The 25051-nt window shown below is 64.2% G+C and carries 20 protein-coding genes; 3 read left to right on the top strand and 17 right to left on the bottom strand.

Annotated elements, in window-relative coordinates; translation table 11 throughout:
- The first annotated feature begins 153 nt into the window (after positions 1–153).
- Together I6E39_RS06485 and I6E39_RS06480 are read left to right on the top strand one after the other, a co-directional pair.
- Positions 154–1368, top strand: a complete 1215-nt coding sequence (locus I6E39_RS06485; protein ID WP_235380794.1) for a pyridoxal phosphate-dependent aminotransferase — start codon at positions 154–156, stop codon at positions 1366–1368.
- Positions 1369–1403: 35 nt separating this feature from the next.
- Positions 1404–1829, top strand: a complete 426-nt coding sequence (locus I6E39_RS06480) for a RidA family protein (RefSeq protein ID WP_235380793.1) — start codon at positions 1404–1406, stop codon at positions 1827–1829.
- A gap of 87 nt (positions 1830–1916) precedes the next feature.
- Here I6E39_RS06480 and I6E39_RS06475 read toward each other — a convergent pair whose 3' ends face one another.
- The 13 genes from I6E39_RS06475 to I6E39_RS06415 all read right to left on the bottom strand — a co-directional run bounded on the left by I6E39_RS06475 (position 1917) and on the right by I6E39_RS06415 (position 18789).
- Positions 1917–3197, bottom strand: coding sequence for a peptidylprolyl isomerase (locus tag I6E39_RS06475; RefSeq protein ID WP_235380792.1), 1281 nt, complete (start codon positions 3195–3197; stop codon positions 1917–1919).
- A 165-nt stretch (positions 3198–3362) separates the two neighbouring features.
- Positions 3363–6863, bottom strand: coding sequence for a transcription-repair coupling factor (gene mfd / locus I6E39_RS06470; protein ID WP_235380791.1), 3501 nt, complete (start codon positions 6861–6863; stop codon positions 3363–3365).
- A gap of 219 nt (positions 6864–7082) precedes the next feature.
- Entirely contained in the window at positions 7083–7676 is a 594-nt protein-coding gene (pth, locus tag I6E39_RS06465; RefSeq protein ID WP_235380790.1) for an aminoacyl-tRNA hydrolase, read from the bottom strand.
- Between the two features lie 388 nt (positions 7677–8064).
- Positions 8065–9051, bottom strand: a complete 987-nt coding sequence (locus tag I6E39_RS06460) for a ribose-phosphate pyrophosphokinase (RefSeq protein ID WP_235380789.1) — start codon at positions 9049–9051, stop codon at positions 8065–8067.
- 111 nt (positions 9052–9162) lie between these two features.
- A complete protein-coding gene (locus I6E39_RS06455) occupies positions 9163–9846 on the bottom strand; it encodes a DapH/DapD/GlmU-related protein (RefSeq protein ID WP_235380788.1) in 684 nt (227 codons plus the stop codon).
- Positions 9847–10050: 204 nt separating this feature from the next.
- Positions 10051–10545, bottom strand: a complete 495-nt coding sequence (locus I6E39_RS06450) for an HD domain-containing protein (protein ID WP_235380787.1) — start codon at positions 10543–10545, stop codon at positions 10051–10053.
- Between the two features lie 159 nt (positions 10546–10704).
- Positions 10705–11961 carry a glutamate-5-semialdehyde dehydrogenase gene (locus I6E39_RS06445; protein WP_235380786.1) on the bottom strand — a complete coding sequence of 419 codons (1257 nt, stop codon included), beginning with the start codon at positions 11959–11961 and terminating at the stop codon, positions 10705–10707.
- A gap of 19 nt (positions 11962–11980) precedes the next feature.
- Entirely contained in the window at positions 11981–12766 is a 786-nt protein-coding gene (gene proB / locus I6E39_RS06440) for a glutamate 5-kinase (RefSeq protein ID WP_235380785.1), read from the bottom strand.
- Positions 12767–12853: 87 nt separating this feature from the next.
- On the bottom strand, positions 12854–13666 hold the full coding sequence (gene proC, locus I6E39_RS06435) for a pyrroline-5-carboxylate reductase (RefSeq protein ID WP_235380784.1): 813 nt from the start codon (positions 13664–13666) through the stop codon (positions 12854–12856).
- 327 nt (positions 13667–13993) lie between these two features.
- Complete coding sequence (locus I6E39_RS06430) at positions 13994–15253, bottom strand: acetyl-CoA C-acetyltransferase (RefSeq protein WP_235380783.1); 1260 nt, start codon at positions 15251–15253, stop codon at positions 13994–13996.
- Positions 15254–15561: 308 nt separating this feature from the next.
- Positions 15562–17544, bottom strand: coding sequence for a hypothetical protein (locus tag I6E39_RS06425; protein WP_235380782.1), 1983 nt, complete (start codon positions 17542–17544; stop codon positions 15562–15564).
- Positions 17519–18421 (bottom strand): ABC transporter ATP-binding protein, encoded by a 903-nt coding sequence (locus I6E39_RS06420; RefSeq protein ID WP_235380781.1) that lies wholly within the window; start codon positions 18419–18421, stop codon positions 17519–17521. Before I6E39_RS06420 ends, I6E39_RS06425 begins: the two co-directional genes overlap by 26 nt.
- Positions 18418–18789 carry a GntR family transcriptional regulator gene (locus I6E39_RS06415; protein ID WP_235380780.1) on the bottom strand — a complete coding sequence of 124 codons (372 nt, stop codon included), beginning with the start codon at positions 18787–18789 and terminating at the stop codon, positions 18418–18420. Before I6E39_RS06415 ends, I6E39_RS06420 begins: the two co-directional genes overlap by 4 nt.
- Before the next feature lie 365 nt (positions 18790–19154).
- Between I6E39_RS06415 and I6E39_RS06410 the strand changes: the two genes are divergently transcribed.
- Positions 19155–19631 (top strand): nucleoside deaminase, encoded by a 477-nt coding sequence (locus tag I6E39_RS06410; protein ID WP_235380779.1) that lies wholly within the window; start codon positions 19155–19157, stop codon positions 19629–19631.
- A 387-nt stretch (positions 19632–20018) separates the two neighbouring features.
- Here I6E39_RS06410 and spoIIP read toward each other — a convergent pair whose 3' ends face one another.
- From spoIIP to I6E39_RS06390, 4 genes are all read right to left on the bottom strand, one after another.
- Positions 20019–21188, bottom strand: a complete 1170-nt coding sequence (spoIIP, locus tag I6E39_RS06405) for a stage II sporulation protein P (protein WP_235380778.1) — start codon at positions 21186–21188, stop codon at positions 20019–20021.
- Positions 21189–21333: 145 nt separating this feature from the next.
- A complete protein-coding gene (locus tag I6E39_RS06400; RefSeq protein WP_235380777.1) occupies positions 21334–22332 on the bottom strand; it encodes an ABC transporter permease in 999 nt (332 codons plus the stop codon).
- The gene (locus I6E39_RS06395) at positions 22319–23437 is read right to left on the bottom strand and encodes an ABC transporter permease (RefSeq protein ID WP_235380776.1); all 1119 of its coding nucleotides are present in this window, start codon (positions 23435–23437) and stop codon (positions 22319–22321) included. Before I6E39_RS06395 ends, I6E39_RS06400 begins: the two co-directional genes overlap by 14 nt.
- The gene (locus tag I6E39_RS06390; RefSeq protein WP_235380775.1) at positions 23434–25047 is read right to left on the bottom strand and encodes an ABC transporter ATP-binding protein; all 1614 of its coding nucleotides are present in this window, start codon (positions 25045–25047) and stop codon (positions 23434–23436) included. The genes I6E39_RS06395 and I6E39_RS06390 overlap by 4 nt, the downstream gene beginning before the upstream one ends.
- Positions 25048–25051: the final 4 nt, after the last annotated feature.

The raw sequence follows: 25051 nt of genomic DNA, 5'->3' as shown, positions 1-25051 counted from the left end.
CCGGAGCTCAAACAAGGGAAAAAACGCCCCCTGGGCCATGGTCCGGTCCCGGGTATACAGAAATACAAAAGGAAATGCCCGTTTCTCCAGTTGCTTTTTTCGCCCGCTCTCTGTACAATAAAAGCGACCAAATCCATCCAGGAGGTCTTGACTATGGATCACTTAACGGAAAAATTCGCCAAGCTGGGCGTGGACAGCGCCCCCGGCCAGGAGGGCCTGCAAAAGCAGGAGGTCCTGCCTCTGGAGGGCGACCCCATCCCCGGCGTTCCCGTGGACTTCTCCCACGGCGACGTGGACGCCCACAAGCCCATCCCCGGCAGTCTGGAGACCTTTGCGGCAGGCTATGAGGCCGGCGGTTGCCAGGCCTACACCGAGTACCGGGGCAAGGGGACCGTCCGCCGCTATCTGGCGGAAAAGCTGGCCGGCTTCAGCGGCGCTCCCGTGGACCCCGACACTGAGCTTATCCTCACTCCGGGCACCCAGGGCGCCCTGTTCCTGGCCATGGGCTCCCTCATCGCCCCCGGGGACAAGGTGGCCATCATCGAGCCCGACTACTTCGCTAACCGGAAGCTGGTGGAGTTCTTCGACGGCGAGCTGGTCCCCGTGCCCATCCGCTGGCAGGACACGGAGCACTACTCCGGTCTGGACCTGGAGGCCCTGGAGCAGGCCTTTCAGGCGGGGGTGAAGCTGTTCCTCTACTCCAACCCCAACAACCCCACCGGCGTCATCTACTCCCCCCAGGAGGTGTCCGCCATCGGCCGTCTGGCCAAGCGGTACAACGTGGCCGTCATCGCCGACGAGCTGTACTCCCGCCAGCTCTTCGACCCGGACCTGCCCTACACCCACCTGCGCGCCCTGGAGGAGAAGCCCGACGCCCTCATCACCATCATCGGCCCCTCCAAGACCGAGTCCCTCAGCGGCTTCCGGCTGGGCGTGGCCTATGGCTCCGCCCCCATCATCACCCGGATGGAAAAGCTCCAGGCCATCGTCTCCCTGCGCGCCGCCGGTTACTGCCAGTCCGCCTACCTCAACTGGTTCTCCGAGCCCCAGGGCTGGCTGGAGGCCCGGGTAGCCGACCACCGGGCCATCCGGGACGACCTGCTGGCCGTCATCGCCAAATATCCCGGCTGTTGGGCCCGCCCCACCGAGGGAGGCAGCTACCTCTTCCTCCGGCTGCCCAAGCTGAAGGTCACCATCGGCCAGTTCGTCAAGCTGTGCCGGGCCCAGGCCGCCGTCACCGTCACCCCTGGCACCGAATTCGGTCCCCAGTTCACCGACTGGGTCCGGCTGAACTTCTCCCAGGACCGCAAGGCGGCCGTGGACGCCGTGGACCGACTGTGCCGGATGGCACAGCGCTATCAGGCCTGACCCTATCCACCCCAATCAGACAGGAGGCACCCCACATGAACAAAAATCCCATTCCCCAGGGCAAATACAAGCCCGCCGTCCGCCATGGCGACCTGATCTTCACCGCCGGTATGACCCCCCGGAAGGACGGCGTCCTGCTGATGAGCGGCCGGGTCTCCCCCGACCAGCCCGTGGAGTTCTACCGCGACGCCATCCGCCAGGCGGTCGCCAACGCCCTCACCGCCGCCCGGAACTGTCTGGCGGAGGGGGAGCGGATCGCCCAGATCCTGTCCCTCACCGTTTACGTCAACGCCGCCCCCGATTACACCACCCACGCCAAGATCGGCGACGTGGCCTCGGAGTACCTCTTTGAGCAGCTGGGGGACGCGGGTATCGGCCCCCGGGCCGCCATCGGCGTGGCCACCCTCCCCGGCGGCGCGCCGGTGGAGATCCAGCTGGTCGCCGCCGCCCAGCCCCTCTGACCGCGCCGCCGGATCTGAATCCGCATCAATAAAAACCGTGCCCCTCCGTCAGGAGAGGCACGGTTTTTATGTATCTTCCTTGGGCTGTCAGCCCTGGCTGCCAGCGGCAGAAGAGGACGCGGAGCTGTCCGCCTCCTTGGCCTCGGTAATGGCCATGATCTCGTTGTAGGCCCCGCTCTGGAGGGACTGGGCCTTCTCCCAGAAGTCGGAGGGGTCGATCTTGTCATAGGCGTCGGTGGTGGTGATGGGATACTCCTCCAGCCACTGCTCGCTCTTGTCCTGCATCCGCTGGGACACCAGCGCGTCCCGGAACTGGTCCAGGTCCTCCAGAGGCAGGCGGAGGATAATGTGGTAGCCGTAGGTGCTCTCCACCACATCGCTGATCTCCCCGTCCTTCAGGGCCAGGGCGGCCTCCTCAAACTCGGGCACCATCTCACCCTTGCAGGTGGTATAGCCGTCGGGGTTGGCGGCCAGACCGGTGTCCTCGCTGTACTCGTTCATCAGGGTGTCAAAGAGAGCCACAGGGTCGTCCGCCGCCCGCAGCTGGGCCAGCAGGTCGTCGGCTTGAGCTTTCTTCTCGGCGACCACATCGTCGCCCAGAGGGGCGTAGCCGGAGGTGCCGTCCTCGTTGGTCACCCAGTTTTCCATATCCTTGGTCAGCAGCAGGATGTGCTTGGCCCGGTAGTAGCCCTCCTCGTCCTGGGCAAAGGAAAGGACCTCGGCGTCGGTGGGATAGCCCTCGCTGTCCTGACCGAAGTAGTGCTCCTGGAGCATGGCGTTCATCTCGCCCGCCAGATAATTCTCCCGGAAGGTGGCGGGGGTCATCATAGCCATCCAGAAATAGTGCTCCATCGCCGTTTCGCTGCCCAGCTCCGCCAGGAAATAAGCCTCATCGGCATCCATGTCGTCCAGGGTCTCCTGGGGAATGCTCAGACCCTCCTGCGCCCCGATCTCGGGCAGCAGGCGGTAAAAGGCGGCCAGCTGAAGGGCGGTATACAGCATGGACTGCTCCGCGGTGACACCGCCCACGTCGCTGTCCCAGGGGATCTCGGTCATGCCGTAGTAGCTGTACTGCTGGAGGGTGTAGGAGATGTTGTAGTTCAGCCAATAGAGCAGGTTGTCGGCCGTGATCTCATAGTCCCCCGCGGTGGCCACCACCGTGTCTCCGGCCAGACCCGCGGTTGCCAGGAAGGGGTCGGTGATCCCGGTCAGGTCCATGGGCTCTATCTGGGAGGCGGAGGAGGCACCGGCAGAAGAGGAGCCGGACGCGTCGGCGGAAGAGCTGTCCCCTTTGGAGCAGCCGGCCATCAAAGTCGTCCCCAGGGCCAGAGCCAGCGCCAGGGACAGAAATCGTTTTGTCATAGTCATAAGTACAGGTTCCTTTCAAAGAGGAAAATCGCCCGGCTTTCGCCGGCAGTGTATCTATCATAACACAAACTGCGGATGGGAGCAAGGCAAGATTCCGCCCCTCGCTCCGCCGCACAAGCGGCGGGGGGCTTGCGCCCCCAAAAGGCGGGGACCCGTTTCGGGCGCTCACCCCTCCAGCCCGGCGGCATAGTCCGCAACCAAAGTTCGTGCCGCTCTTAAGGGGTCCTCGCCTTTTTTCAGCCGCAGGGACAGATAGGGCTTGTCGCCGGCGGAAAAGAGCAGCCGGCCCTTGTACTTGTCGCTCCCGCACAGCTGGGACACCTGGCGCAGATCGAACTTGGGGATGGTCAGCAGCAGGGCGCCGTTCTTCTGGTCGATGTCGGTGATGTCCGCCCGGGCCGCGTCCGCCCGGAGGAGGGCCACGGAGATCAGGTTGTTCACCTGCCGGGGCGGCTCGCCGTAGCGGTCAATGAGCTCATCCACCAGATCGTCCGCGTCCCCTTCCGACCGGATGCCGGCGATGCGCCGGTACAGGTCCATCCGCTGTTCGGGAGAGGGGACGTACCGGTCGGGGACGGAGGCGGCCACCGACAGGTTGGCGGCGCACTCGGTCCGGGTGGGGACGGGCTGGCCCTGCTCGGTGAGCACCGCCTCCTCCAGCAGCCGCAGGTACATGTCGTAGCCCACAGACAGCATAAAGCCGCTCTGCTCCGGACCCAGCACGTTGCCCGCGCCCCGGATCTCCAGGTCCCGCATGGCGATCTTGAAGCCGGAGCCGAATTCGGCGAACTCCCGGATGGCCTCTAGCCGCTTGGCCGCCACCTCGCTGAGCACCTTGCCCTTCCGGTAGGTCAGATAGGCGAAGGCCCGCCGGCTGGACCGGCCCACCCGGCCCCGGATCTGGTGGAGCTGGGCCAGACCAAGCTTGTCGGCGTCCTCGATGATGAGGGTGTTGGCGTTGGGCAGGTCGATGCCGGTCTCGATGATGGTGGTACACACCAGCACGTTCAGCTCCCCGTCGGTCATCCGGCTCATCACGTCGTCAATGGCCTCCTGGGCCATCTTGCCGTGGGCCACCCCAATGGCCGCGTCCTCCCCCAGCAGCAGCTGGAGCCGGGCGGCGGTGCGGTCGATGGTCTCCACCCGGTTGTGAAGGTAATATACTTGCCCCCCTCTTTCCAGTTCCCGGCGCATGGCGTCCCCCAGCACGCTCCAGTCGTGCTCCAGCACATAGGTCTGCACCGGCTGGCGGTCGGCGGGGGGCTCCTCCAGGGTGGACATGTCCCGGATACCGGACAGGGCCATGTTCAGAGTCCGGGGGATGGGGGTGGCGGACAGGGTCAGCACATCCACCTGCTTGAAATTCTCCTTCAGCTTCTCCTTGTGCTGAACGCCGAAGCGCTGCTCCTCGTCCACCACCAGCAGCCCCAGGTCCTTAAAGCGCACGTCCTTGTTGAACAGCCGGTGGGTGCCGATGAGCACGTCCACGCCTCCGTTCTCCACCTTCCGCAGGGTCTCCTTCATCTGGGCGGGGGTGCGGAACCGGGACACCACGTCCACGTTCACCGGGTACTTCCGGAAGCGGTTCAGGGCGGTCAGATAGTGCTGCCGGGCCAGGACGGTGGTGGGCACCAGAATGGCTGCCTGCTTGCCGTCCAGGACGCACTTCATAATGGCCCGGAAGGCCACCTCCGTCTTGCCGTAGCCCACGTCGCCGCACAGCAGCCGGTCCATGGGGGTGGCCCGCTCCATATCGGTCTTGATCTCCTGGATACACCGGAGCTGGTCGTCGGTCTCGGTGTACTCGAACTGCTCCTCAAACTCCCGCTGCCAGGGGGAATCGGGTGAAAAGGCGTAGCCCGGCTGGCGCTGGCGCTGGGCGTAGAGCTGGATCAGGCCCTTTGCCAGGTCCTGGACCGCCTTTTTGGCCTTCTTTTTGGATTTCTCCCACTCGGTGCCCCCCAGGCGGTTGAGTTTTTTGGTCTCGTTGGCGTCCTCGCCGCCGCCGATGTACTTGGACACCAGGTCCAACTGGGTGGCGGGAACATAGAGCACGTCGGTGCCCGCGTAGGCGATCTTCACATAGTCCTTTTCAATGCCGTCCACCGGCATCTTCACCATGCCCACATACCGGCCCACGCCGTGGTGCTCATGTACCACCAGGTCCCCGGGGGACAGGTCGGCGTAGGACTTCAGCTTCTGCCGGTTGGTGGCGTCCTTCCGGGGCCGGGGGCGCTTGACGGCCGCCCGCTCCCCCTCGGTGAGGACGGCCAGCTGGATGCCGGGGTACTCCATTCCCGCGGACAGGCCCCCCACGGTAATGACGGTCTGGCCGGGCTTGGGCAGCTCCGTCAGGCGGAATTCCACGGCGGAGCGCACCTTCTGCTCCCGCAGCAGGGCCTGGAGGTCCAGCGCCCGCTGCTCTCCGGACACCAGCACCAGGCAGGCGAAGCCCGCATTCTGGTAGTGGGCCAGGTCCTGGACCGCAGTCTCCAGACTGGCTCCGAAGGAGGGCAGCTGCTTGGCCACCATGGACAGCAGGACCTTGGGCGGCGTGGGGTAGGCGGCGGTGGTGAAGGAGTCCAGATAGGCCACCGCCCAGTCCTCCAGAAAGGCGCACAGCTGGGGGAAGGTCCGGGCCAGCTCCCCGCAGGAGCCCTCCAGCTCTCCCCGGTCCATCAGGGTCTTCACGTCCTCCTCCAGCTGCCACTGGTAGGTCTTGGCCCGGTCGGCCACCCGGGGGCACTGGTCGAAAATAACGCAGGCGTCCCCGGGCAGATAGTCGGCGGCGGTGGCCATTTTCGGGTAGATCAGCGCCAGATACCGGTCCACCGCCGGGAAGGAGCGGCCTTGAGAGACAGCCTCCCGGTCCTGCTCCAGGGTGGCGGCCAGCTCCTTCAGCCCGTCTCTGGTGGCCTTAGCGGCCAGCTTCCCCAGCTTCTCCGACAGACCGGCCAGACCGCCGGGGGCCATCTGGGGCAGGGCCTCGGCGGCGGGCAGCAGGAGGGCGGAGTCCACGTTTTCGGTGCGCCGCTGGGTGGCGGGGTCGAAGACCCCCATGGCGTCCACCTCGTCCCCGAAGAACTCCACCCGGACGGGCGCCTCCATGCCGGGGGCGTAAATGTCCAGAATGCCGCCCCGGAGGGCGAACTGGCCCACGCCCTCCACCTGGTCGCAGCGGACGTAACCGGCGGCGGTCAGCGTCTCGGTCAAGTCGTTCAGGTCCCGGGTCTGCCCCACCTTCAGCTCCACGCAGCACTGCTCCAGCACCTCCGGGGGCATGGTGCGCTGGAGCAGGCTCTCCACCGTGGCCACCAGATAGGGGATCTCCCCCGCCGCCAGCCGGCGGAGCAGGGCCAGGCGCTTGTGCTCCCACTGGCGGGAGACGGTGGCGGCGTTGTGGAAGGTGAAGGAACGGGGCGTGAGCACCGGGACGGGCTGCTCCGCCAGGGCGGACAGGTCCCGGGCCAGCCGCTCCCCTTCCCCCTCGTCGGCGCACACCACCACCACGGGACGGCCCGTCATCAGACCGATCCCGGCGGCGATGTGGGTCCGGTGGAGGTTGGCCGCCCCGGACAGGGCCACGGGACAGCGGCCCCCCTCCATGGCGGAGAGGAGCTGCTGAAATTCCGGGATTCGGTTGATCGCGGCGGTGAGCAGTTTCATGGGGATGACCTCGCTTTTAAAATTTACAAAATTTGGAAGTTATGGGCGTGGGAAAGCCCCCCGTTCCCTGCGAAGAGGGGGGATGGGTGCCTGTGGTGAGGCGCTTTTGGGTGCGGGGCGGCCAGCCAAGAGAGGCGGGGGCAAGCCCCCGCCCTGCGGCCCATGTCCCCGGGTGTAGGCAGTTTGCAGGGACCGACCCGTTGCCGCCGCAGCGCCGACTCACCCGTTGAACCGGTTCATTCCCTTGTCCAGGCCGTCCTTCAGGATGCACTCGATGGCGTCGGCGGCCTTTTTCACGGCGGCGTCGATGGCCTTCTTGTCCTCCCCCACGAACTTGCCCAGCACCCAGTCGGCCAGGTCATAGTCGGGATGGGGCTTCTCCCCCACGCCCACCCGGATGCGGGGGAACTGGTCGGTGCCCAGGTGCTGGATGATGTTTTTCAGCCCGTTGTGGCCTCCGGCGGAGCCTTTGGCCCGGATACGCAGCCGGCCCACGGCCAGCGCGGTGTCGTCGGACACCACCAGCACATGGTCGGGGGGCACCTTGTAAAAGTCCACCGCCTGGCGCACCGCCTCTCCGGACAGGTTCATGTAGGTGATGGGCTTCATCACCAGCACCTTTTCCCCGGAAATGGTCAGCAGATTGGTCAGCGCCTTGAACTTCAGCTTCTGGATGGGCTTGTTCTGCCGCTCGGCTACCTCGTCGGCCACCATGTAGCCCACGTTGTGCCGGGTATTCTCATATTTATCCCCGGGGTTGCCCAGACAGACCAGAATCCACCCGGCGCCGCCGGAATTTTTTTGGAAAAGCATGTGGGTCTCCTCGTTTTCATCAAAAATCGGACAATCCAAATAGGGGCGGGTAAACCTACCCGCCCCTCTACTGTCAAAAAAGTGGCTTTGCCATTTTTTGAATGGGAAAGCACGAAATTTTCACCTCGATTTCTTCCGAAATTGTCGGCAAAAATTTCGTGAGAGGTGTCATTTCCCACGCGCATGTCGCGGGAAATGACATGATTTAACTTTATTCCGTCGCCTGCGGGCGGCGGAACTCCTTGCAGGAGGGCTTTTTGACAAGCCCCCCCGCAGCGGAAGAATTGCGTTCTGTTTTTCCCGGCGGCAAGCGCGCCGGGAAAAACACCGCTCATCTGACAAGCGGTGCCAGCGCAGCGAACGCTGCGCGGTCAGCCGCAAGCCTCGATCAGAGAAACAGCGGGGACACGGAGGTCTCCATATAGATGTGGCTGATGGCCTCGGCGAACATGTGGGCCACGGAGATATACTTGATCTTGGGGCAGTCGGCACCGGGCTTGCTGGGGATGGTGTTCAGGAAGATGACCTCGTCCAGAACGCTGTCGGCGATGCGCTGGATGGCGGGGCCGGACAGCACGCCGTGGGAGGCGCAGGCGGTGACGTCCTTGGCGCCGCCCAGCTCCACCAGCGCCTTGGCGGCGTGGCACAGGGAGCCACCGGTGTCCACCATGTCGTCCAGGAGGATGACGTGCTTATCCTTCACGTCGCCGATGATGTTCATGACCTCGGAGGAATTGGCCTTCTGGCGGCGCTTGTCCACAATGGCCATGGGCATATCCAGCTTCTGGGCGAAGGCGCGGGCGCGGGCCACGGAGCCCACGTCGGGAGACACCACCATGGTATCGGCGTGGACGGCGGCGAACTTGCGGATGAAATGGTCCACAAAGATGGGAGAACCCAGCAGGTTATCCACAGGGATGTCGAAGAAGCCCTGGATCTGGTTGGCGTGGAGGTCCATGGTCAGCACCCGGTCGGCGCCGGCCTCAGTAATCAGATCGGCCACCAGCTTGGCGGAGATGGGGTCGCGGGGCTTGGTCTTGCGGTCCTGGCGGGCATAGCCGAAGTAGGGGATCACAGCGGTGATCCGACCGGCGGAGGCCCGCTTCAGGGCGTCGATCATGATGAGCAGCTCCATCAGCGCGTCGTTGACGGAATGCTGCTTGCCGTCCTTGTCCACAAAAGCGCAGGTGGACTGGACCACAAACACATCAGAGCCGCGGACGGTCTCATAGAAAGAAGCAAAGTTCTCTCCGTCAGAAAATGCGCCTACTTCAGAGGTGCCCAGAGGGATACCCAGTTCCTTGCAGATATCCTTGGCCAGCTGGGGATTGGAATTGCCGGTAAAAACCTTGATGTCCTTCCCATGTGCGATCATGTTGTTTCCTCCCATAATTTGGTGTGCGCGCCGGCCCTGTCCCGCCGGGGGCACCCGTTTTCCTTTTCTGTCTCTTCGCAGGGGGTCAATGCTTGGTGTGAGCGGGTCGGCTCACTTTTTCCCTTTCTTTTCCCGGTTGGCGGCGGCCCAGCCCTCCTTGACCTGCTGCCGGGCCCGGCCGATGACCATGGCGTCGCCGGGGATGTCCTCAGTCACGGTGGTGGCGGCGGCGATAAAGGCCCCGTCCCCCACAGTCACGGGAGGCACAAAGTTGGTGTTGCAGCCCACGAACACGTTGCTGCCGATGGTGGTGCGGTGTTTCTGGAAGCCGTCGTAGTTGCAGGTGACGGTGCCGCAGCCGAAGTTGCAGTTGTCGCCCACATCGCTGTCGCCCACATAGGTCAGGTGGGCCATCTTAGTGCCCACGCCCAGGTTGCAGTTCTTCAGCTGGACAAAGGCCCCGATCTTGGAGCCCTCCCCTACCACGCAGTGGGGCCGGATGTGGGTGTAGGGGCCGATCTGGCAGTTGGGGCCGATCTGGCTCTCCTCGCACTGGGAGGCGTTGATGGTGGTCCCCTCCCCCACGGTGCAGCCGGTCAGCATCACATTGGGCCCGATCTGGCAGTTGGGGCCCACCACGGTGTCCCCCCGCAGAATGGTGCCGGGCAGCAGCAGCGTGCCCGCCCCCACGGTCACCGTGTCCTCCACATAGACAGCGGCGGGGTCCATCATCTCCACACCGGCCGCCAGCAGGGCCTGCCGCTTGGCCGCCAGGGCCTCGGAGTGATCCTTCATAACGATCTTGTCCTCCTATCGCAATCGAATGACGGAAAACCGTCATTTCTTTCCATTTGACATTATAGCATAATATCAGGGAATTTCAGCCATGGCAAGGGGAATTTTTTTGAATTGGGCCAGAAACCGCAATTTCTTCACAATATCGCTCAACAGGGCAAAACTCCTCTCCGCCGTCTCGGAGAGGAGTGCCGCTTTTTGCCCTCAGCCGGCGGGAATCAGGGGACGAACCCCCAGCTTTTCCCGCAGCCGGGAAGGGTGATAGATGCGGAACACCTCCAGCCCGGCGCAGAAGGTGTCCACCAGATCCACCAGCAAGGCCTCGGGGGACCGGGGCAGCTGGCCGCCCAGGGGCCACATGTGGGACAGGATGATGTTGCGCTCCTTTGAGGACAGGCGGGTCAGCGCCTCGGCGTTCCGGGCGGCGGCCCGGGGATGGTCGAAGCACTGCCAGCCGGGGTGGGCGGACTTGTCCTTGGAGTCGTATAAATACAGGTCGTGGAGCAGCCCGCCCCGGGCGGCGGCGGTCTCGTCCAGACCCAGGGCCCGGGCCGCCCGGAAGGACAGATAGGCCACAAAGAGGGAGTGGTCCAGGGTGGTGATCGGTCCGTGGTGCTTCCACCGGCCCATCATACGCACCTGGTCGGACCCCAGCAGCTCCCCGGTGGTCTCGACAAATTCACGCATAAAACGATTCATTGGAATCAGTCCTTTCTGGAAACGGGTGTGAGAGGGCCCCGCGGGCCGCGCCCCACTAAAGTGTGTCCTTACATATTCCCGGCGCCGGAGAGAGGACGGCGTGCGCCTCACCTTCATCATAGCGCACCGGCTCTCCGCTGTCACCCGGAACATTTTCCCTTACCGGATCTGGCCCCCGCCCCGGATGACATACTTGAAGGTACACAGCTCCCGGAGGCCCAGGGGGCCCCGGGCGTGGAGCTTCTGGGTGGAGATGCCCATCTCGCAACCCAGACTGAACTCCCCTCCGTCGGTGAACCGGGTGGAGGCGTTCCAGTAGACGGCGGCGGAGTCCACCCCCGCCAGGAACCGCTTGGCCGCCCCTTCGTCGGCGGTGACGATGGCCTCGGAGTGGCCGGTGGAGTGGGCGGCGATGTGGGCCATGGCCTCGTCCACGTCCCGCACCACGCCAACGGCCATGATATAATTCAAAAACTCGGTGTCAAAGTCCCGCTCCCCGGCGGGAACGCCGTCGATCACGGCGGCGGCCTTCCCGTCCAGACGCAGCTCCACCGGAGGCAGGCCCTTTTCCCGGCGGTCGTCCACCATACGCTGCCTGAACTTGGGCAAAAACTCCCCGGCGATGGCCTCATGGACCAGACAGACCTCGGCGGCGTTGCACACGCTGGGCCGGGAGCATTTGGCGTTCTCCAGAATGTCCAGCGCCATGGCCTGGTCGGCCTCTTTGTCCACATAGATGTGGCAGATGCCGGTACCCGTCTCCAGGACGGGAACGGTGGCGTTGTCCACGCAGGCCCGGATGAGCCCCGCTCCCCCTCGGGGGATGAGCAGATCCACATAGCCCCGGGCGCACATCAGCTCATTGGCGGAGGCCCGGGTGATGTCCTCCACCAGCCCCAGGGCGTCCTGGGGCAGTCCGGCGGCGGACAGCCCCTCCCGCAGGGCGGCCACGATGGCGGCGGCGGAGCGGTGGGCCTCCTTGCCGCAGCGCAGCACGCAGGCGCTCCCCGCCTTCAGCGCCAGGGCGGCGGCGTCGGAGGTGACGTTGGGGCGGCTCTCGTAGATGATGGCGATGACCCCCATGGGCACGGCGGTCCGCTCGATGACCAGACCGTTGGGCCGCTCCACCCGTTCCCGGACCTCGCCCACCGGGTCGGGCAGGGCGGCCACCTCCCGGACGCCCCCGGCCATGCCGGCGATGCGGCTCCCGCTGAGGGCCAGCCGGTCCAGCATCACGTCGGAGACGGTCCCCCGGGCCGCCTCCAGATCCAGGGCATTGGCAGCCAGGATCTGGGCCGAGTGGCGCTCCAGAGCGTCCGCCATGGCCAGCAGGGCCTTGTTTTTGGTCACGCTATCTGCCAGAGCCATGGCGGCTTTGGCGCCTTTGGCCCTTTGCAGCAGTTCCATCGTTGTCATAGCTTCCAGCCTCATTTCCTTAAAATGCGCCGTCGGACGCTTTCTTACCCAAAAAACGGGTGCCTACCGCCTTGCCCTCCACAATGTCATAGAGGCATTCGGGGTGTTCGCCGTTGGTGATGACCATGTCGCAGCCCCGGTCCGTGACCATTTTGGCGGCCCGGAGCTTGGTGGCCATCCCTCCGGTGGCCAGCTCGCTGCCCTTGCCGCCGGCCAGCGCCTCGATTGCGGGGGTGACCGCCTCCACCACGGGGAGCAATTTGGCGCCCGGGTCCTTTCGGGGATCGGCGGTATACAATCCCTCGATGTCGCTGAGCAGCACCAGCAGGTCGGCCCCTACCGAGCAGGCCACGATGGCGCCCAGGGTGTCGTTGTCCCCCACCTTGATCTCGGCGGTGGCCACGGTGTCGTTCTCGTTGATGACGGGCAGGGCCCCCAGCTCCAGCAGTCGGAACATGGTGTTTTCAAAGTTGTGCCGCCGGTCCTCATGGTCCACGTCCTCCCCGGTCAGGAGGATCTGGGCCACGGTGTGGTTGTACTGGGCAAACAGCCGGTCATAGGTGTACATCAGCTCGCACTGGCCCACGGCGGCGGCGGCCTGCTTGGTGGGCATGTCGGCGGGACGGCCGGGCAGGTTCAGCTTGCCCACCCCCATGCCGATGGCGCCCGAGGACACCAGAATCATCTCGTGGCCCGCGTTTTTCAAGTCGGAGAGCACCTTGACCAGCTCCTCCACATGGCGGATGTTCAGCCGCCCGGTGGGGTGGGCCAGGGTGGAGGTGCCGACCTTGACGACGATACGCATATGTTGAACTCCTTTCAGGACAGTCATGGGTGAACACGCGGGAGCGGGCGGTTGGAAGCTCCCGGCGCATCCCGTATGACGTCCGGCTCATTTCCCGGCCAGCGCCCGGGTCTTTTCGTAGGCGGCAATGACCGCGTCCATGGCGGCGGCCCGGAAGCCCCCCTCCTCCAGGGCGCGCACCCCCTGGATGGTGGTGCCACCGGGGGAGCACACCGCGTCCTTCAGCGCTCCGGGGTGTCTGCCGCTCTCCAGCACCATGCGCGCGGAGCCGGCCACCATCTGGGCGGCGTAGGCCAGCGCCTTGTCCCGGGGCAGTCCGCAGGCCACTCCCCCGTCGGCCAGAGCCTCAATAAACAGATAGGCATAGGCCGGACCGCAGCCGGAGACAGCGGAGGCCGCGTCGATCAGCTCCTCGGGCACCGGGTCCACCAGACCGGCGGGGGCAAGCAGGGCGGCAAACGCCTCCAGCTCCTCCCGGGCCGCCCCCAGGCCGCAGTACTGCACCACGCCTGCCCCAATGGCGGCGGGGGTGTTGGGCATCAGCCGAATGACGGGGCAGTCCAGCCCCGCCAGCTCCCGGATGCGGGCGCAGGACAGGCCGGCGGCCATGGTGGCCAGCACGAAGCGGCCGGTCCGGCCGGCCAGGATGGGGGAAAGCTCCGCCAAGACCCCGGCCATCATCTGGGGCTTCACCCCCAGGAAGATCAGATCGCAGCCTTGGGCGATCTCTCCGTTGGTAGCGGTCCGGGCCCGGGTCAGCTCCCCGGCCAGCTTCTCCGCCTTGGCGGGGGTCCGGTTGGACAGGTACAAAACGGCGCTCTCCGCCGCTCCCTTGTCGGCTGCCCGGGCCAGGGCGGAGCCCATGCTGCCGGTGCCGATAAAGCCGATGGACTGATACATGTTCATGCCTCCTGAGGATGCGGTCCCGAGGGCCGCCTTTTATTTTCTTTATCATATCACAACCGCGGCCAAGATGAAATTGAATATTGTGTTAAAGTTTCAAAAGCACGCCGTTCCTCTCTTTGACACTCTGCGGGGAGGACGGCTCCTTCCGCGGCGGGCAGCCGCAGAGGGCTGTCTCTGCGGTGTTGGTGTGGTCTTGATATCCCAGAAAGCCCTGTGTAAAGACAAAGGGCCCCCGCGGCTGCCACGCCGCGGGGGCTCTCTCTGTTGTTCTATGCTATTCTATGTGAGCCTTCCAGAATCACTGTTGATGCCGGGATGTACTCAGCACTTCTCAAAGATGGTGGCAACGCCCATGCCGCCGCCGATGCACAGGGTAGCCAGACCCTTCTTGGCGTCGTCACGCTTCTGCAGCTCGTGGAGCAGGGTGACGATGATGCGGGCGCCGGAAGCGCCGACGGGGTGGCCCAGAGCGATGGCGCCGCCGTTGACGTTGACCTTGCTCATGTCAAAGTTCAGCTCGCGGGCCACGGCGATGGACTGGGCGGCAAAGGCCTCGTTGGCCTCGACCAGATCCATGTCCTCGATGGTCAGACCGGCCTTGGTCATGGCCTGACGGGAAGCGGGCACGGGGCCCACGCCCATGATCTTGGGATCCACGCCGCCCTGGCCCCAGGAGACCAGCTTGGCCATGGGCTTCAGGCCGTACTTCTCAACGGCTTCCTTGGAGGCCAGGATGATGGCGGCGGCGCCGTCGTTGATGCCGGAGGCGTTGGCGGCAGTGACGCGCTGCTCGTGCTTGCGGGTATCGGCCTCATGGACCTTGGTGACCTCAAAGGTGTGGACCACCTGGTCCTCAACGCCCTCGGGACCCACGGGGAAGGCGCCCTTCAGCTTGGAGATGCCCTCGGCGGTGACGCCGGCGCGGGCGAACTCGTCCACCTTGAACTCCACCATTTCCTTCTTCTTCTTGACCATCACGGGGACGATCTCGTCGTTGAAGCGGCCGGAGCTGATGGCGGCCTCAGCCTTGTTCTGGGAGGAGGCGGCGAACTCGTCCAGCTCCTGGCGGGTGATGCCCCAGATGTCGCAGATGTTCTCGGCGGTGGTGCCCATGTGGTAGTTGTTAAAGGCGTCCCACAGGCCGTCCTTGATCATGGTATCCACGACCTTCTTGTCGCCCATGCGGGCGCCCCAGCGCTCGGCAGGCAGGGCGTAGGGGGCGGCGGACATGTTCTCCATGCCGCCGGCCACGATGATGTCGGCGTCGCCGGAGGCGATGCAGCGGCCGGCCTCGATGACGGACTTCATGCCGGAGCCGCAGACCATGCCCACGGTGTAGGCGGGGACAGAGGTGGGCACGCCGGCCTTCAGGGCGGCCTGGCGGGCGGGGTTCTGGCCCAGACCGGCGGTGAGGATGCAGCCAAACATGACCTCATCCACCTGCTCGGGCTTGACGCCGGCCCGGTTCAGGGCTTCCTTGATGACAAGAGCGCCCAGGTCGGTGGCGGGGGTATCCTTCAGAGAGCCGCCAAAGGAACCAATGGCAGTACGGCAGCAGTTGACAACATAGATTTCCTTCATAGTGTCTAAACCTCCAAATATTCGGTTTTGGCGTCACAGGGACGCCTTTACTTCCGCTCTTATGATAAATTATATCGAAGGGCAGATGAAAAAGCAACAAGATTCTTGTGGCATCTGGCACTGTTTCTGCCTGAGGTTGACGTATTATTATAAATATGCAATGAAGATTATTGCTTCTATGTAATAAAGCGTCTTATCCTGCCGGCCACCCCGCATTTCTTCACAGCAGCCTCTCTTGGGAAGCCTGCTATTTCACAGAGACGGCCGCCCACCGGGCGGCCGTCTCCTGTGCGTATTTTCTTCCCTGATCAAAAATCCTGAGTCATGCCTTCAACGGCCTCTTCCGGCGCCACCGTTTCCCACATCTCCTCATTCTCATCAGAGGCGGTATGGGGCCGCAGCTCATAGCTCTCCCCCAGGCCGGAGAACTCCTCCAGCCAGGCCAGGGTCCGCTGGGCGTTGGGGGTGAGGGTGATGGTCATGTCCCGCTGACTGGTCACCGTCTGTCCCCTACTGTTCCGTCTGGTCATTTCAAACGTGAAGGTCAGGTCGGTGCGGTAGGTGTTGTCCAGCCGTTCCCCGTCGTCAAAGAGGTAGCGCACCCCGATGGTGCCGTCGTCGAAGTCGGCCCGGACGGCCTGCCACAGGCCCTGGAGGTCCTCCCCCGCGGCTCCGTTCAGATAGAGGATGGACTGTTCCTCCCGGGCGCCGTCGCCGCGAAGCTGGTACACGTCGGTGAGGTAGGCCTCCACCAGACGGCTCTCCTCGCAATCGTCAAAGCCGTAGCGCTCCTCCACCAGCTCCCGGTCCTGGAGCAGCCGCTGGACCTGCCAGGTGACGGAGCCCTCCTGGTCAAGCTCGGACTGGTAAACGGGAATGGATGAGTAGTAGCGTTCCAGGGTAGCGCCGGTATTGAGTGTATAGTCCAGCCGGATATAGATGTACTCCTCTCCCGGCTGGTAGACATAGCTGTCCCGGTCCACCCGGTCCTTGTCCCGGAGGATGGCCCGGTGCAGGTCGATGAACCGCTGGATCTGCTCCCGGTCGGTCACCAGCGCGGTATGATTCCGGGCGGTGTCATAGGGGTAGCTCAGATCGGTGTAGACGGTCAGAGAGGCCACCTCTCCGGCGTCGGGCACCTTGTCCTCGATGCCGAACCAATCCAGCGCGAAGGCGGCGCACAGCAGGGCCATGGCCAGGGCCGCCGCCAGGGCGTGCTTCCAGTATCTCAGCACCCGGAAGGACTTGCGCAGCAGCATCTCCGCCGCGAAGCAGCCCACCACCGTCCAGAGGATGACGCACAGGGACATGGGCAGGGCCTCGGTCCAATCGAAGAAGGCGGCGGTGACCACCCCGAAGCACAGTCCGGAACAGAACGCCACCCCGTACCGGAAGATGGGCCGAACGATGGGGACGGCCACCACGTCGCCGGCGGATTCCACATGGCGGCGCTGGTAGACCAGCAGGGCCAGGACGGCCAGCACCACTCCGGCGGCGGCGTAGGCCGCCACAGTACCGGGGGACTCCAGACTGCGGACCACCGCCTCCCCGGAGTCGCTGTAAACCGTCTGCCACCCACAGGCCTCCATCAAGGCGTACACCGGGGTCAGATACCGGACCAGGGGGCCTTCCGCCCGCATGCCCGGATAGCCGAAAAAGAACAGGTCCATGAGGGCGGAGATCAGAAAGTAGACGGTGAACACCAGCCCATTCAGGATGCCGTAAAAGGCGGGCAGCGCCAGAAGGTGTCCGGTAAACATGGCGCAGAAGGCAGCAAAGGAGAAGAAGAACAGTGCGGTGCCACTCTGGACCAGCAGCAGGGTGCCCAGGGCGGACAGGGCCTGGCCCCAGGACTGGGAGGGCAGCAGCGCCAGCTCCACCGCCGCACCCATCAGGGCCGCCGCCAGCTGGGGCAGCAGCAGGAAGCTGAGCCCCGCCAGGTAGTTGGACCAGAACAGGGCCTCCCGCCGCACGGGCAGGGCGTGGATGGTGCAGGCGGCGCGGTTGTTATACAGGTAGCCAAACACCGCCATGGCCGCCAGAACTCCGCAGACCAGGGACAGGAACAGCCCCAGCTCCAGGCAGCCGGGCAGATCCAGGGCCTGGTCCAGCAGCTGTTCCTGGGCTTCGGACACGGTCCAGCCCCAGCGGATGCTCTGGAAGTAGCCGTTCATCAGGTTCAGCGGGACGGCAAAGAGCCAGACCACCCCGTACAGGGCCCACAGGGGCCAGAACCGGGCCATGGTCTTGCGGTAGAGGGTGGAATTAAAGAACGATGTCGCGGACCCCATAGTCCTCACCTCCCAATTCGTAAATAAAGATCTCCTCCAGGGACAGGGGCAGGACCTCCAGCAAAATGGGGCTGAGGGCCGCCATCCGGCTCTTGATCTCCGCCGGGTTGCCCCGGACGATGTAGGTATACACCCGGCCCACCTGGGAGGTGTGGAGGATGTTCATGTCATGGGGCAGCTGGGGCGGCTCAGGCTGGGCGAAGGCCGCCTGGAGCTTGACCACGTTGTCCTGCAGGTCGGTGAGGGACCGCTCCAGCAGCACCTTGCCGTGGGACAGGATGCCCACATGGTCGCACACATCCTCCAGCTCCCGCAGGTTGTGGGAGGAGACCAGCACGGTGGTCCCCCGCTGGGCCACGTCTCCCATGAGCAGGGACCAGACCTGCCGCCGCATCACCGGGTCCAGGCCGTCCACCGGCTCGTCCAGCACCAGCAGCTCGGGGTTGCAGCACAGGGCCAGCCAGAAGGCCGATTGCTTCTGCATCCCCTTGGACAGCCGGCGGATGGGCTGACGCTCGTCCACCTCGGGAAAGGCCTCCTTCAGCGCCTGGTACCGCCTGTCGTCAAACTTGGGATACAGCCCCCGGTAGAACTTCATCATGTCCCGGGTGGAGGCGGAGGCGAAGTAGTACAGCTCATCGGGGATGACGGCGATCTTGGCCTTCACCGCCGGGTTTTCATACACCGACTGGCCGTCCACCAGAACGGAGCCGGAATCGGGGCGGTACACCCCGGTGATGTGCCGCAGGATGGTGGACTTGCCCGCGCCGTTGGGGCCCACCAGCCCGTAGATGGAGCCCTTCTTTACCTTCATGGACAGGCCGTCCAGAGCCTTGAAGCCCTCGAAGGTCTTGACCACGTTGTTCACCTGGATCATTGCGCCTCTCCCCCTTCCATGGCCCGGATGCGGGCCCACAGCGCCTCCCCGTCCACGCCCAGAAACAGCAGCTCCGCCGCCGTCTGGTCAAAGACCTGGAGCAGTTCTTTCTTTCGCCCCTGATCCACCCCCGTGTGGGGAGCGGCAAAGGACCCCTTCCCCGGAACAGAACAGAGATAGCCCTCCGCCTCCAGAGCCTCGTAGGCCCGCTGGATGGTGTTGGGATTGATGGCCAGGGAGCTGGCCATGGTCCGCACCGAGGGCAGCTTCTCCCCTTCCTGAATCACCCCGGTCACCACCAGCCGGCGCAGGCCGTCCTTGACCTGCTCGTATATGGGGCGGGCGTCCCGGTAATCTAAATTGAGCACGGAAGTCCCTCCTTCCCGATATCCCGGCGGTCTGGGCCGCCGGTTCAAATTGGCTCAAACTGTATGAATCGTTCTAGTACACACAGTATACCGGGGGGCAGGGCAAAATACAATTAAGAAGTCTTTAAGATTTTCTTAGGATGGGCGGCGGGGGCAAGCCCCCGCCCTACCCCTTCCACGCCAGACATGGGAAGCCGTATTTCCACGCAGCGCTCCGGGCCTTTCCGTTGGGGCGGCCCCATGTGGCCGCCCGCTGTGCGGCGGGGACACCTTCCTACGGGCGCCGCCGCTGTATGGGATATGCTTCCTTCTTGCATAAACCCAACGATTGGGTTACACTGTGAAGGTAGAAAGGAGGCGGGAGCATGGACCACGAATACTACATGGGGCTGGCCCTGGAGCTGGCCCGCCAGGCGGCGGAGCACGGGGACGTCCCCGTGGGCTGCGTCATCGTAAAGGACGGCCAGGTCATCGGCCGGGGCCGGAACCGCCGGGAGGAGCGTGGGGACGCCACCGCCCACGCCGAGCTGGAGGCCATTCGGGACGCCTGCGCCCGGACGGGGAGCTGGCGGCTCCACGGCTGCACGTTGTATGTCACCCTGGAGCCCTGTCCCATGTGCGCCGGCGGCATCATCAATTCCCGCGTCGATACGGTGCGCTACGGGACCCGGGACGAGAAGGCGGGGTGCTGCGCCTCAGTGCTCAACCTCTTTGAGGAGCGGTTCAACCACCGGCCCCGCATCTACCGGGGGCCCCTGGAGCGGGAGTGCGAGGCCGTCCTCCAGAACTTTTTCGAGGACCTCCGGGGCCGGCCGGAGTGGACGCCGCAAAAAAAGATTTAATCCTTTTGTAACATTTGGGGATAACTTTTTTAATAACCCTTGGATATACTAATACTCGCAAGGCAAGAACATCTTTTCATTCTATCCTCCAATTTCTTGAAAGGCTGGCGGTCATCCCGTCGGTCTTTCTCCTTTTATGCCCGGTCTGTCGGCCGCGGAGTCCCGGTCCGAAGATTTAAAACTTATGTAACAATTCCCGTTGGATTTTTTAATAACTCTTCTTTATCATAAAATCTGCAAGAGACAGTTCGTTTCATTTTAATCCTCTTTTTCAACGGCAAGGCCCGGACGCTTTGGAGCTGGCGTCCGGGCCTTGCTGTTTTTTCATACTGGCCGCCGGTCGAACACAGACCTTTGATTTCTGTCCGGCCATGGGGGACGGCAGCCCTACCCCGCCTTCATGGCCAGCAGGGTCCGGGCCACGTTGTCCGCCCACAGCCGGGCTCCGTCCACGGCCTCTGTCAGGGTATTCCCGTGGCCTCCCACCTCCACCAGGAGGGAACCGGGGGACAGCTGCTGGTTATAGCGGCTGTTGCGCAGGACGATGGGCCGGGCCAGGCTGTCATAGCCCCGGGTCAGCCCCTGCTGGAGCTTCACCGCGAAGGCCAGATTGTCCTTCCACCGGGGATGCTCGGCCCCGGAACCGCTGGTGCCCACCACCAGCATGACCTGGGCCACCTTCTTTCCCGCCTCCTCCGACACCAGCTTGTAGACCTCTCCCCCGGAGCCCACCAAAGCGTCCCGGTGGACGTCCAGCACGATCTTGATGGTGGGGTACTGCGCCAGCCACTGCTCCACCGCCGCTTTGGAGCGGTCGTAGGCTCCGTTGTAGGCCGGATAGTCGAACAGCGTGGTATCGTGGATCACCTGGAAGCCGTGGGCCCGGAACACGGTGGCCATTTCCTCCCCCACCTTCACCACATTGTGGGTGCAGTCGGTGGTCCGGTAGGGGTCGCTCTCCTCGTAGGCGTCCCCGTCGGTCTGGGCGTAGGACTCGCTGCCGTGGGTGTGGACAATGAGGATCTGGGGCCCCTCCCCCAGAGCCACGTCTACCGTTCCCTGGGCCAGCACCGAGGCGTCCAGATCAAAGTCGGTGCGGTTATACAGATACACGCCCTGGCTGTAAAGGTATTTTCCTTCCGCCTTGCCTCGGGCAGTCATCTCCACCACGCCGTCCTCGCCAGTCTGGGGCCGGAGCTGGGGTTCCTCCTGGTCGTCGCTGTCCTCATCCCGCACCGCTGGGTCGGAGGCGTCCTGGCTCCCGCCGCCGCCCTCCCGCAGCCGGAGGACCTCCTCCTCCCCGGCGGCCAGCAGAGGGGACTGGCCCAGGAGCAGCCGTCCCCAGCCCTCCAGCGCGTCGGTCCGTTCCCCAGGCAGCGGACCCAGTTGGCGGGCCAGCAGGGCCCGGGTCAGGCCGGGGGCCCGTCCCAGTGAGGCCAGCCTGTCCCCCAGCCCGGAGAACCCCGCCAGCTGTCCCGCTCCCCACAGGGCCGCCAGCACCAGTCCCAGGGCCACCCCCCGGCGCAGGGCGGTCAGGTATCGCCGGCTTTCTCTCATGGTACCACTCCTTGTCCTGTGTATGACTTGCACCCACATCCTATGAGGGACAGGCGGCGGTTATGACTGCAAGGGGCCCGGGAGAATACGGTGATTTCCGCGCAAAAAAAGCCTGACCGCATCCGGTCAGGCTTTTTTGTTGCAGTTACCGCTCCTCGCGGAAGTAGTTCAGTCCCAGCGCGGCGGGCAGGCCGGAGCCCTCCCGTTTCCGCACCGAGGTGACCACCAGGACAATGGCGGTGATGATAAAGGGCAGGGCCTGGTACAGCTGGGTGGGGATGGCAGCCAGCCAGCCCAGAGGGCCGGGGAAGGCGGCGGCCAAGCTGGAGCCCGACACCCGCAGGGTGTTGAAGAAGCCGAAAACAAAGGTGCCCAGGATGGCCAGGGCGGGATTCCAGTTGGCGAAAATGACCAGGGCCACCGCGATCCAGCCGTAGCCGTTGATCCAGCAGCTGCTGTTGAAGGAGCCGGACATGTTCAGGCCCATGTAGTAGCCGCCGATGCCCATGATGCCGCAGCCCAGGCAGATGTGGATATACTTGTACCGCTTCACGTTGATGCCCACCGAATCGGCGGCGCCGGGGTTCTCGCCCACGGAGCGCAGCCGCAGACCGGGGGCGGTGCGGTTCAGATACCACCACATGACCAGCGCGATGGCCACGCCGAGATAGACCAGCACGTTGTGGGAGAACAGTCCACGGCCCAGGACGGGGATCTGGGACAGGCCGGGGATGGCGATGTCGGCAAAGCCGTTCTTAATCCCAGAGTAGTCGTTCATGGCGGGCCAAGCCACCGCCTTCAGACCGTTGCCCACGAAGAAATAGACGCCCAGACCGAAGGTGGTCAGGGTCAGGCCGGTAATGTTCTGGTTGGCCTGGAGGGATACGGTGAGAACGGCAAAGAGCAGGCCGCACAAAGCCCCGAAGGCGAAGGCGGTGAGGATGCCCACGGCGATGCTGTTGGCGTAGCAGCCGATGATATAGCCGAAGATGGCGCCCACGGCCATGATGCCCTCCACGCCCAGATTCAGACTGCCCGACTTCTCCACCACGATCTCGCCCACTGTGCCATACAGCAGCGGGATGTTGTAGACCACGATGTTGTGGATAAAGGTGGTGACCACGCCCAACTTATCCATTTCCATTGGTTTTTCCCCCTTTCTGCACGGGAACCACCCGGAACCGGGTGTAAAAATCGGCGGCCAGCACCAGGAACAGGATGGAGCCCTGGAGCATGTTGGCAAAGCTGGAGTCCACCTGGGAGAAGGTGGCGGCGGCGACGGTGGAGCCGTACCGCAGCATGGAGATAAGGGCGGACACCAGGAAGATGATGGCGGTGTTCATCTGGGACAGCCAGGCTACGATGATGCCCGTCCAGCCCACGTCGTCGGTGATGGCGGTGGACAGGATGCCGGCGGTGCCCACCTTGAAGGCGGCGGCCAGGCCGATGAGGCAGGCGGACAGGAACACGGTCCGCAGCACAATGGCATTCACCTTCATACCGGCGTAGTGGGCGGTGCCCACGCTGTCACCCACAACAGCGATCTCATAGCCATGCTTGGTGTATTTCAGATAGACAAAGACCAGCACGCCAATGACCAAGGTAAAGAGAACGCACACGTTCAGTCCGAACTTGCCCACCAGAGGGATCTTGGGGAAGGTCACGATGTCAGAAAAGCTGGCGAAGATGGGCCGCACCGAGTTGGGGTCCAGATAGAAGTTCCAGTCGGCCTTGGCCTCTCCCAGGAAGGTGAGGATATACAGGGCAATGTAGTTGAGCATCAGGGTCATCAGCGTCTCGTTGGTGCCGAACTTCACCTTCAGCACCGCCACGAAAGCGCCGTACAGGCCGGCCAGCAGCATGGCGGACAGGCACATCAGCAGCAGCGTCACCGCCCCGGGCAGGACGGGCCCCAGCTTGAAGGCCACGGTGGCGGCGGCGATGGCGCCCAGGATGAACTGGCCCTCGCCGCCGATGTTCCAGAATCGCATCTTAAAGGCCAGGGACAGGGCCACCGAGGTCAGGGCCAGGGGGACGAAGACCTTCAGGTAGTTTTCAAAGGTCTTGTAGGCGATCTTGTTGCCCACCATGCCCATGGTGAACATCCGGTAATAGTAGGAGACCGGATCCACCCCCAGGGCCAGCAGCACCAGGGCCCCCAGCCCCAGAGCGGCGGCCACCGCCAGGACATAGAGGCACAGCTTTTTCCACAGGGGGCAGTTGTCCCGCTTTACCACATGAAATCTCACGGCTGCTCCTCCTCCCCTTCCCGGCGCTCCAGCTCCCGGAGCTCCTCGTCGGTGATGTTGGTGTCCCGGGCATAGCCTGCGGGCTTGTCCTCATATTTGTTGGTCAGGTCCAGGGCGCCGGTCATCATCAGGCCAAGCTCCTCCTTGCTGGTCTTGTGGGCGTGGACCACGCCCATGACCCGGCCGTGGCACAGCACCATGATCTTGTCGCACAGGGCCAGCATCACGTCCAGATCCTCGCCCACGAAGAGGATGCCTACCCCGGCCTCCTTCTGCTGGTTGAGAATGTTATAGATGGCGTAGGAGGAGTTGATGTCCAGGCCCCGCACCGGGTAGGCGGTGACGATGACGTTGGGTCCGGCCTTGATCTCCCGGCCCAGCAGCACCTTCTGGACATTGCCGCCGGACAGGCGGCGCACCGGAGTCTCGGTGGAGGGGGTGACCACCTCCAGCTCCTCAATGACCCGCCGGGCGTCCTCCCGTCCCCCCTTCCGGTCCACGAAGGGGCCCCTGGCCTCAGTATAGTTTTTCAGGATCATATTGTCCGTGATGGACAGGGAGGGAGCCAGGCCCATGCCCAGCCGGTCCTCGGGGATGAAGGACATGGAGATGCCCTTTTCCAGAATGGCCTTGGGGGACAGGCCCACGATGTTGTCGCCCTTGTGGATCATCAGACCGGACTGGATAGGCCGCAGCCCGGCAATTGCCTCGCACAGCTCCTTCTGGCCGCAGCCGGCGATGCCCGCCACGCCCAGGATCTCGCCGCCCCGGATGTAGAAGTTCACATGGTCGATGGCCAGAGCGCCCTCGTCGTTTTTGATGGTCAGGTCCCGGATCTCCAGCAGGGGCCGGGTCTTTTCCACCACCGGGCGGTCGATGTTCAGATCCACCTTCCGCCCCACCATCCACTCGGTCAGCTCCTGCTCGTTGGTGTCGGCGGTGTTGACGGTGGTGATATACTCGCCCTTGCGCAGGATGGCCACCCGGTCGGAGATCTCCAGCACCTCGTTGAGCTTGTGGGTGATGATGATGATGGAGTGGCCTTCCTCCTTCATGCGGCGCAGCACCCCGAAGAGCTTTTCGATCTCCTGGACCGTCAGCACGGCGGTGGGCTCGTCCAGGATGATGACCTTGGCCCCGTAGTACAGCACCTTGATGATCTCCAGAGTCTGCTTTTCGGAAACGGCCATGTTCCGGACCTTTTTCTCGGGGTCGATGTCAAAGCCGAACTTTTTGGCCATCTCCCCAATCTCGGCGTAGCGCTCCCGCTTCAGGGTGAAGCCGGACTTCTCCCGGCCCATCCAGATATTGTCGGCGGCGGAGAACACATCCACCAGCTTGAAGTGCTGGTGGACCATGCCGATGCCCAGCCGCTTGGCGTCCTCCGGGGAGTCGATGGACACGACCTTCCCGTCCACCAGGATCTCCCCCCGGTCCGGCTTGTAAATGCCCGAGAGCATGTTCATCAGGGTGGTCTTGCCCGAGCCGTTCTCCCCCAGCAGCGCCAGGATCTCCCCCTGACGCAGGGTCAGATTCACGTCCCTGTTGGCCACCACGCTGCCAAAAGCCTTGGTGATGCCCCGCATCTCAATGGCGTACTGTTCCGGCATGGCC

It is taken from the genome of Pseudoflavonifractor phocaeensis (genome assembly GCF_021531375.1).
Lineage (GTDB): Bacteria > Bacillota > Clostridia > Oscillospirales > Oscillospiraceae > Lawsonibacter > Lawsonibacter phocaeensis_B.
This window is presented reverse-complemented; position numbering and strand designations above follow the sequence as displayed.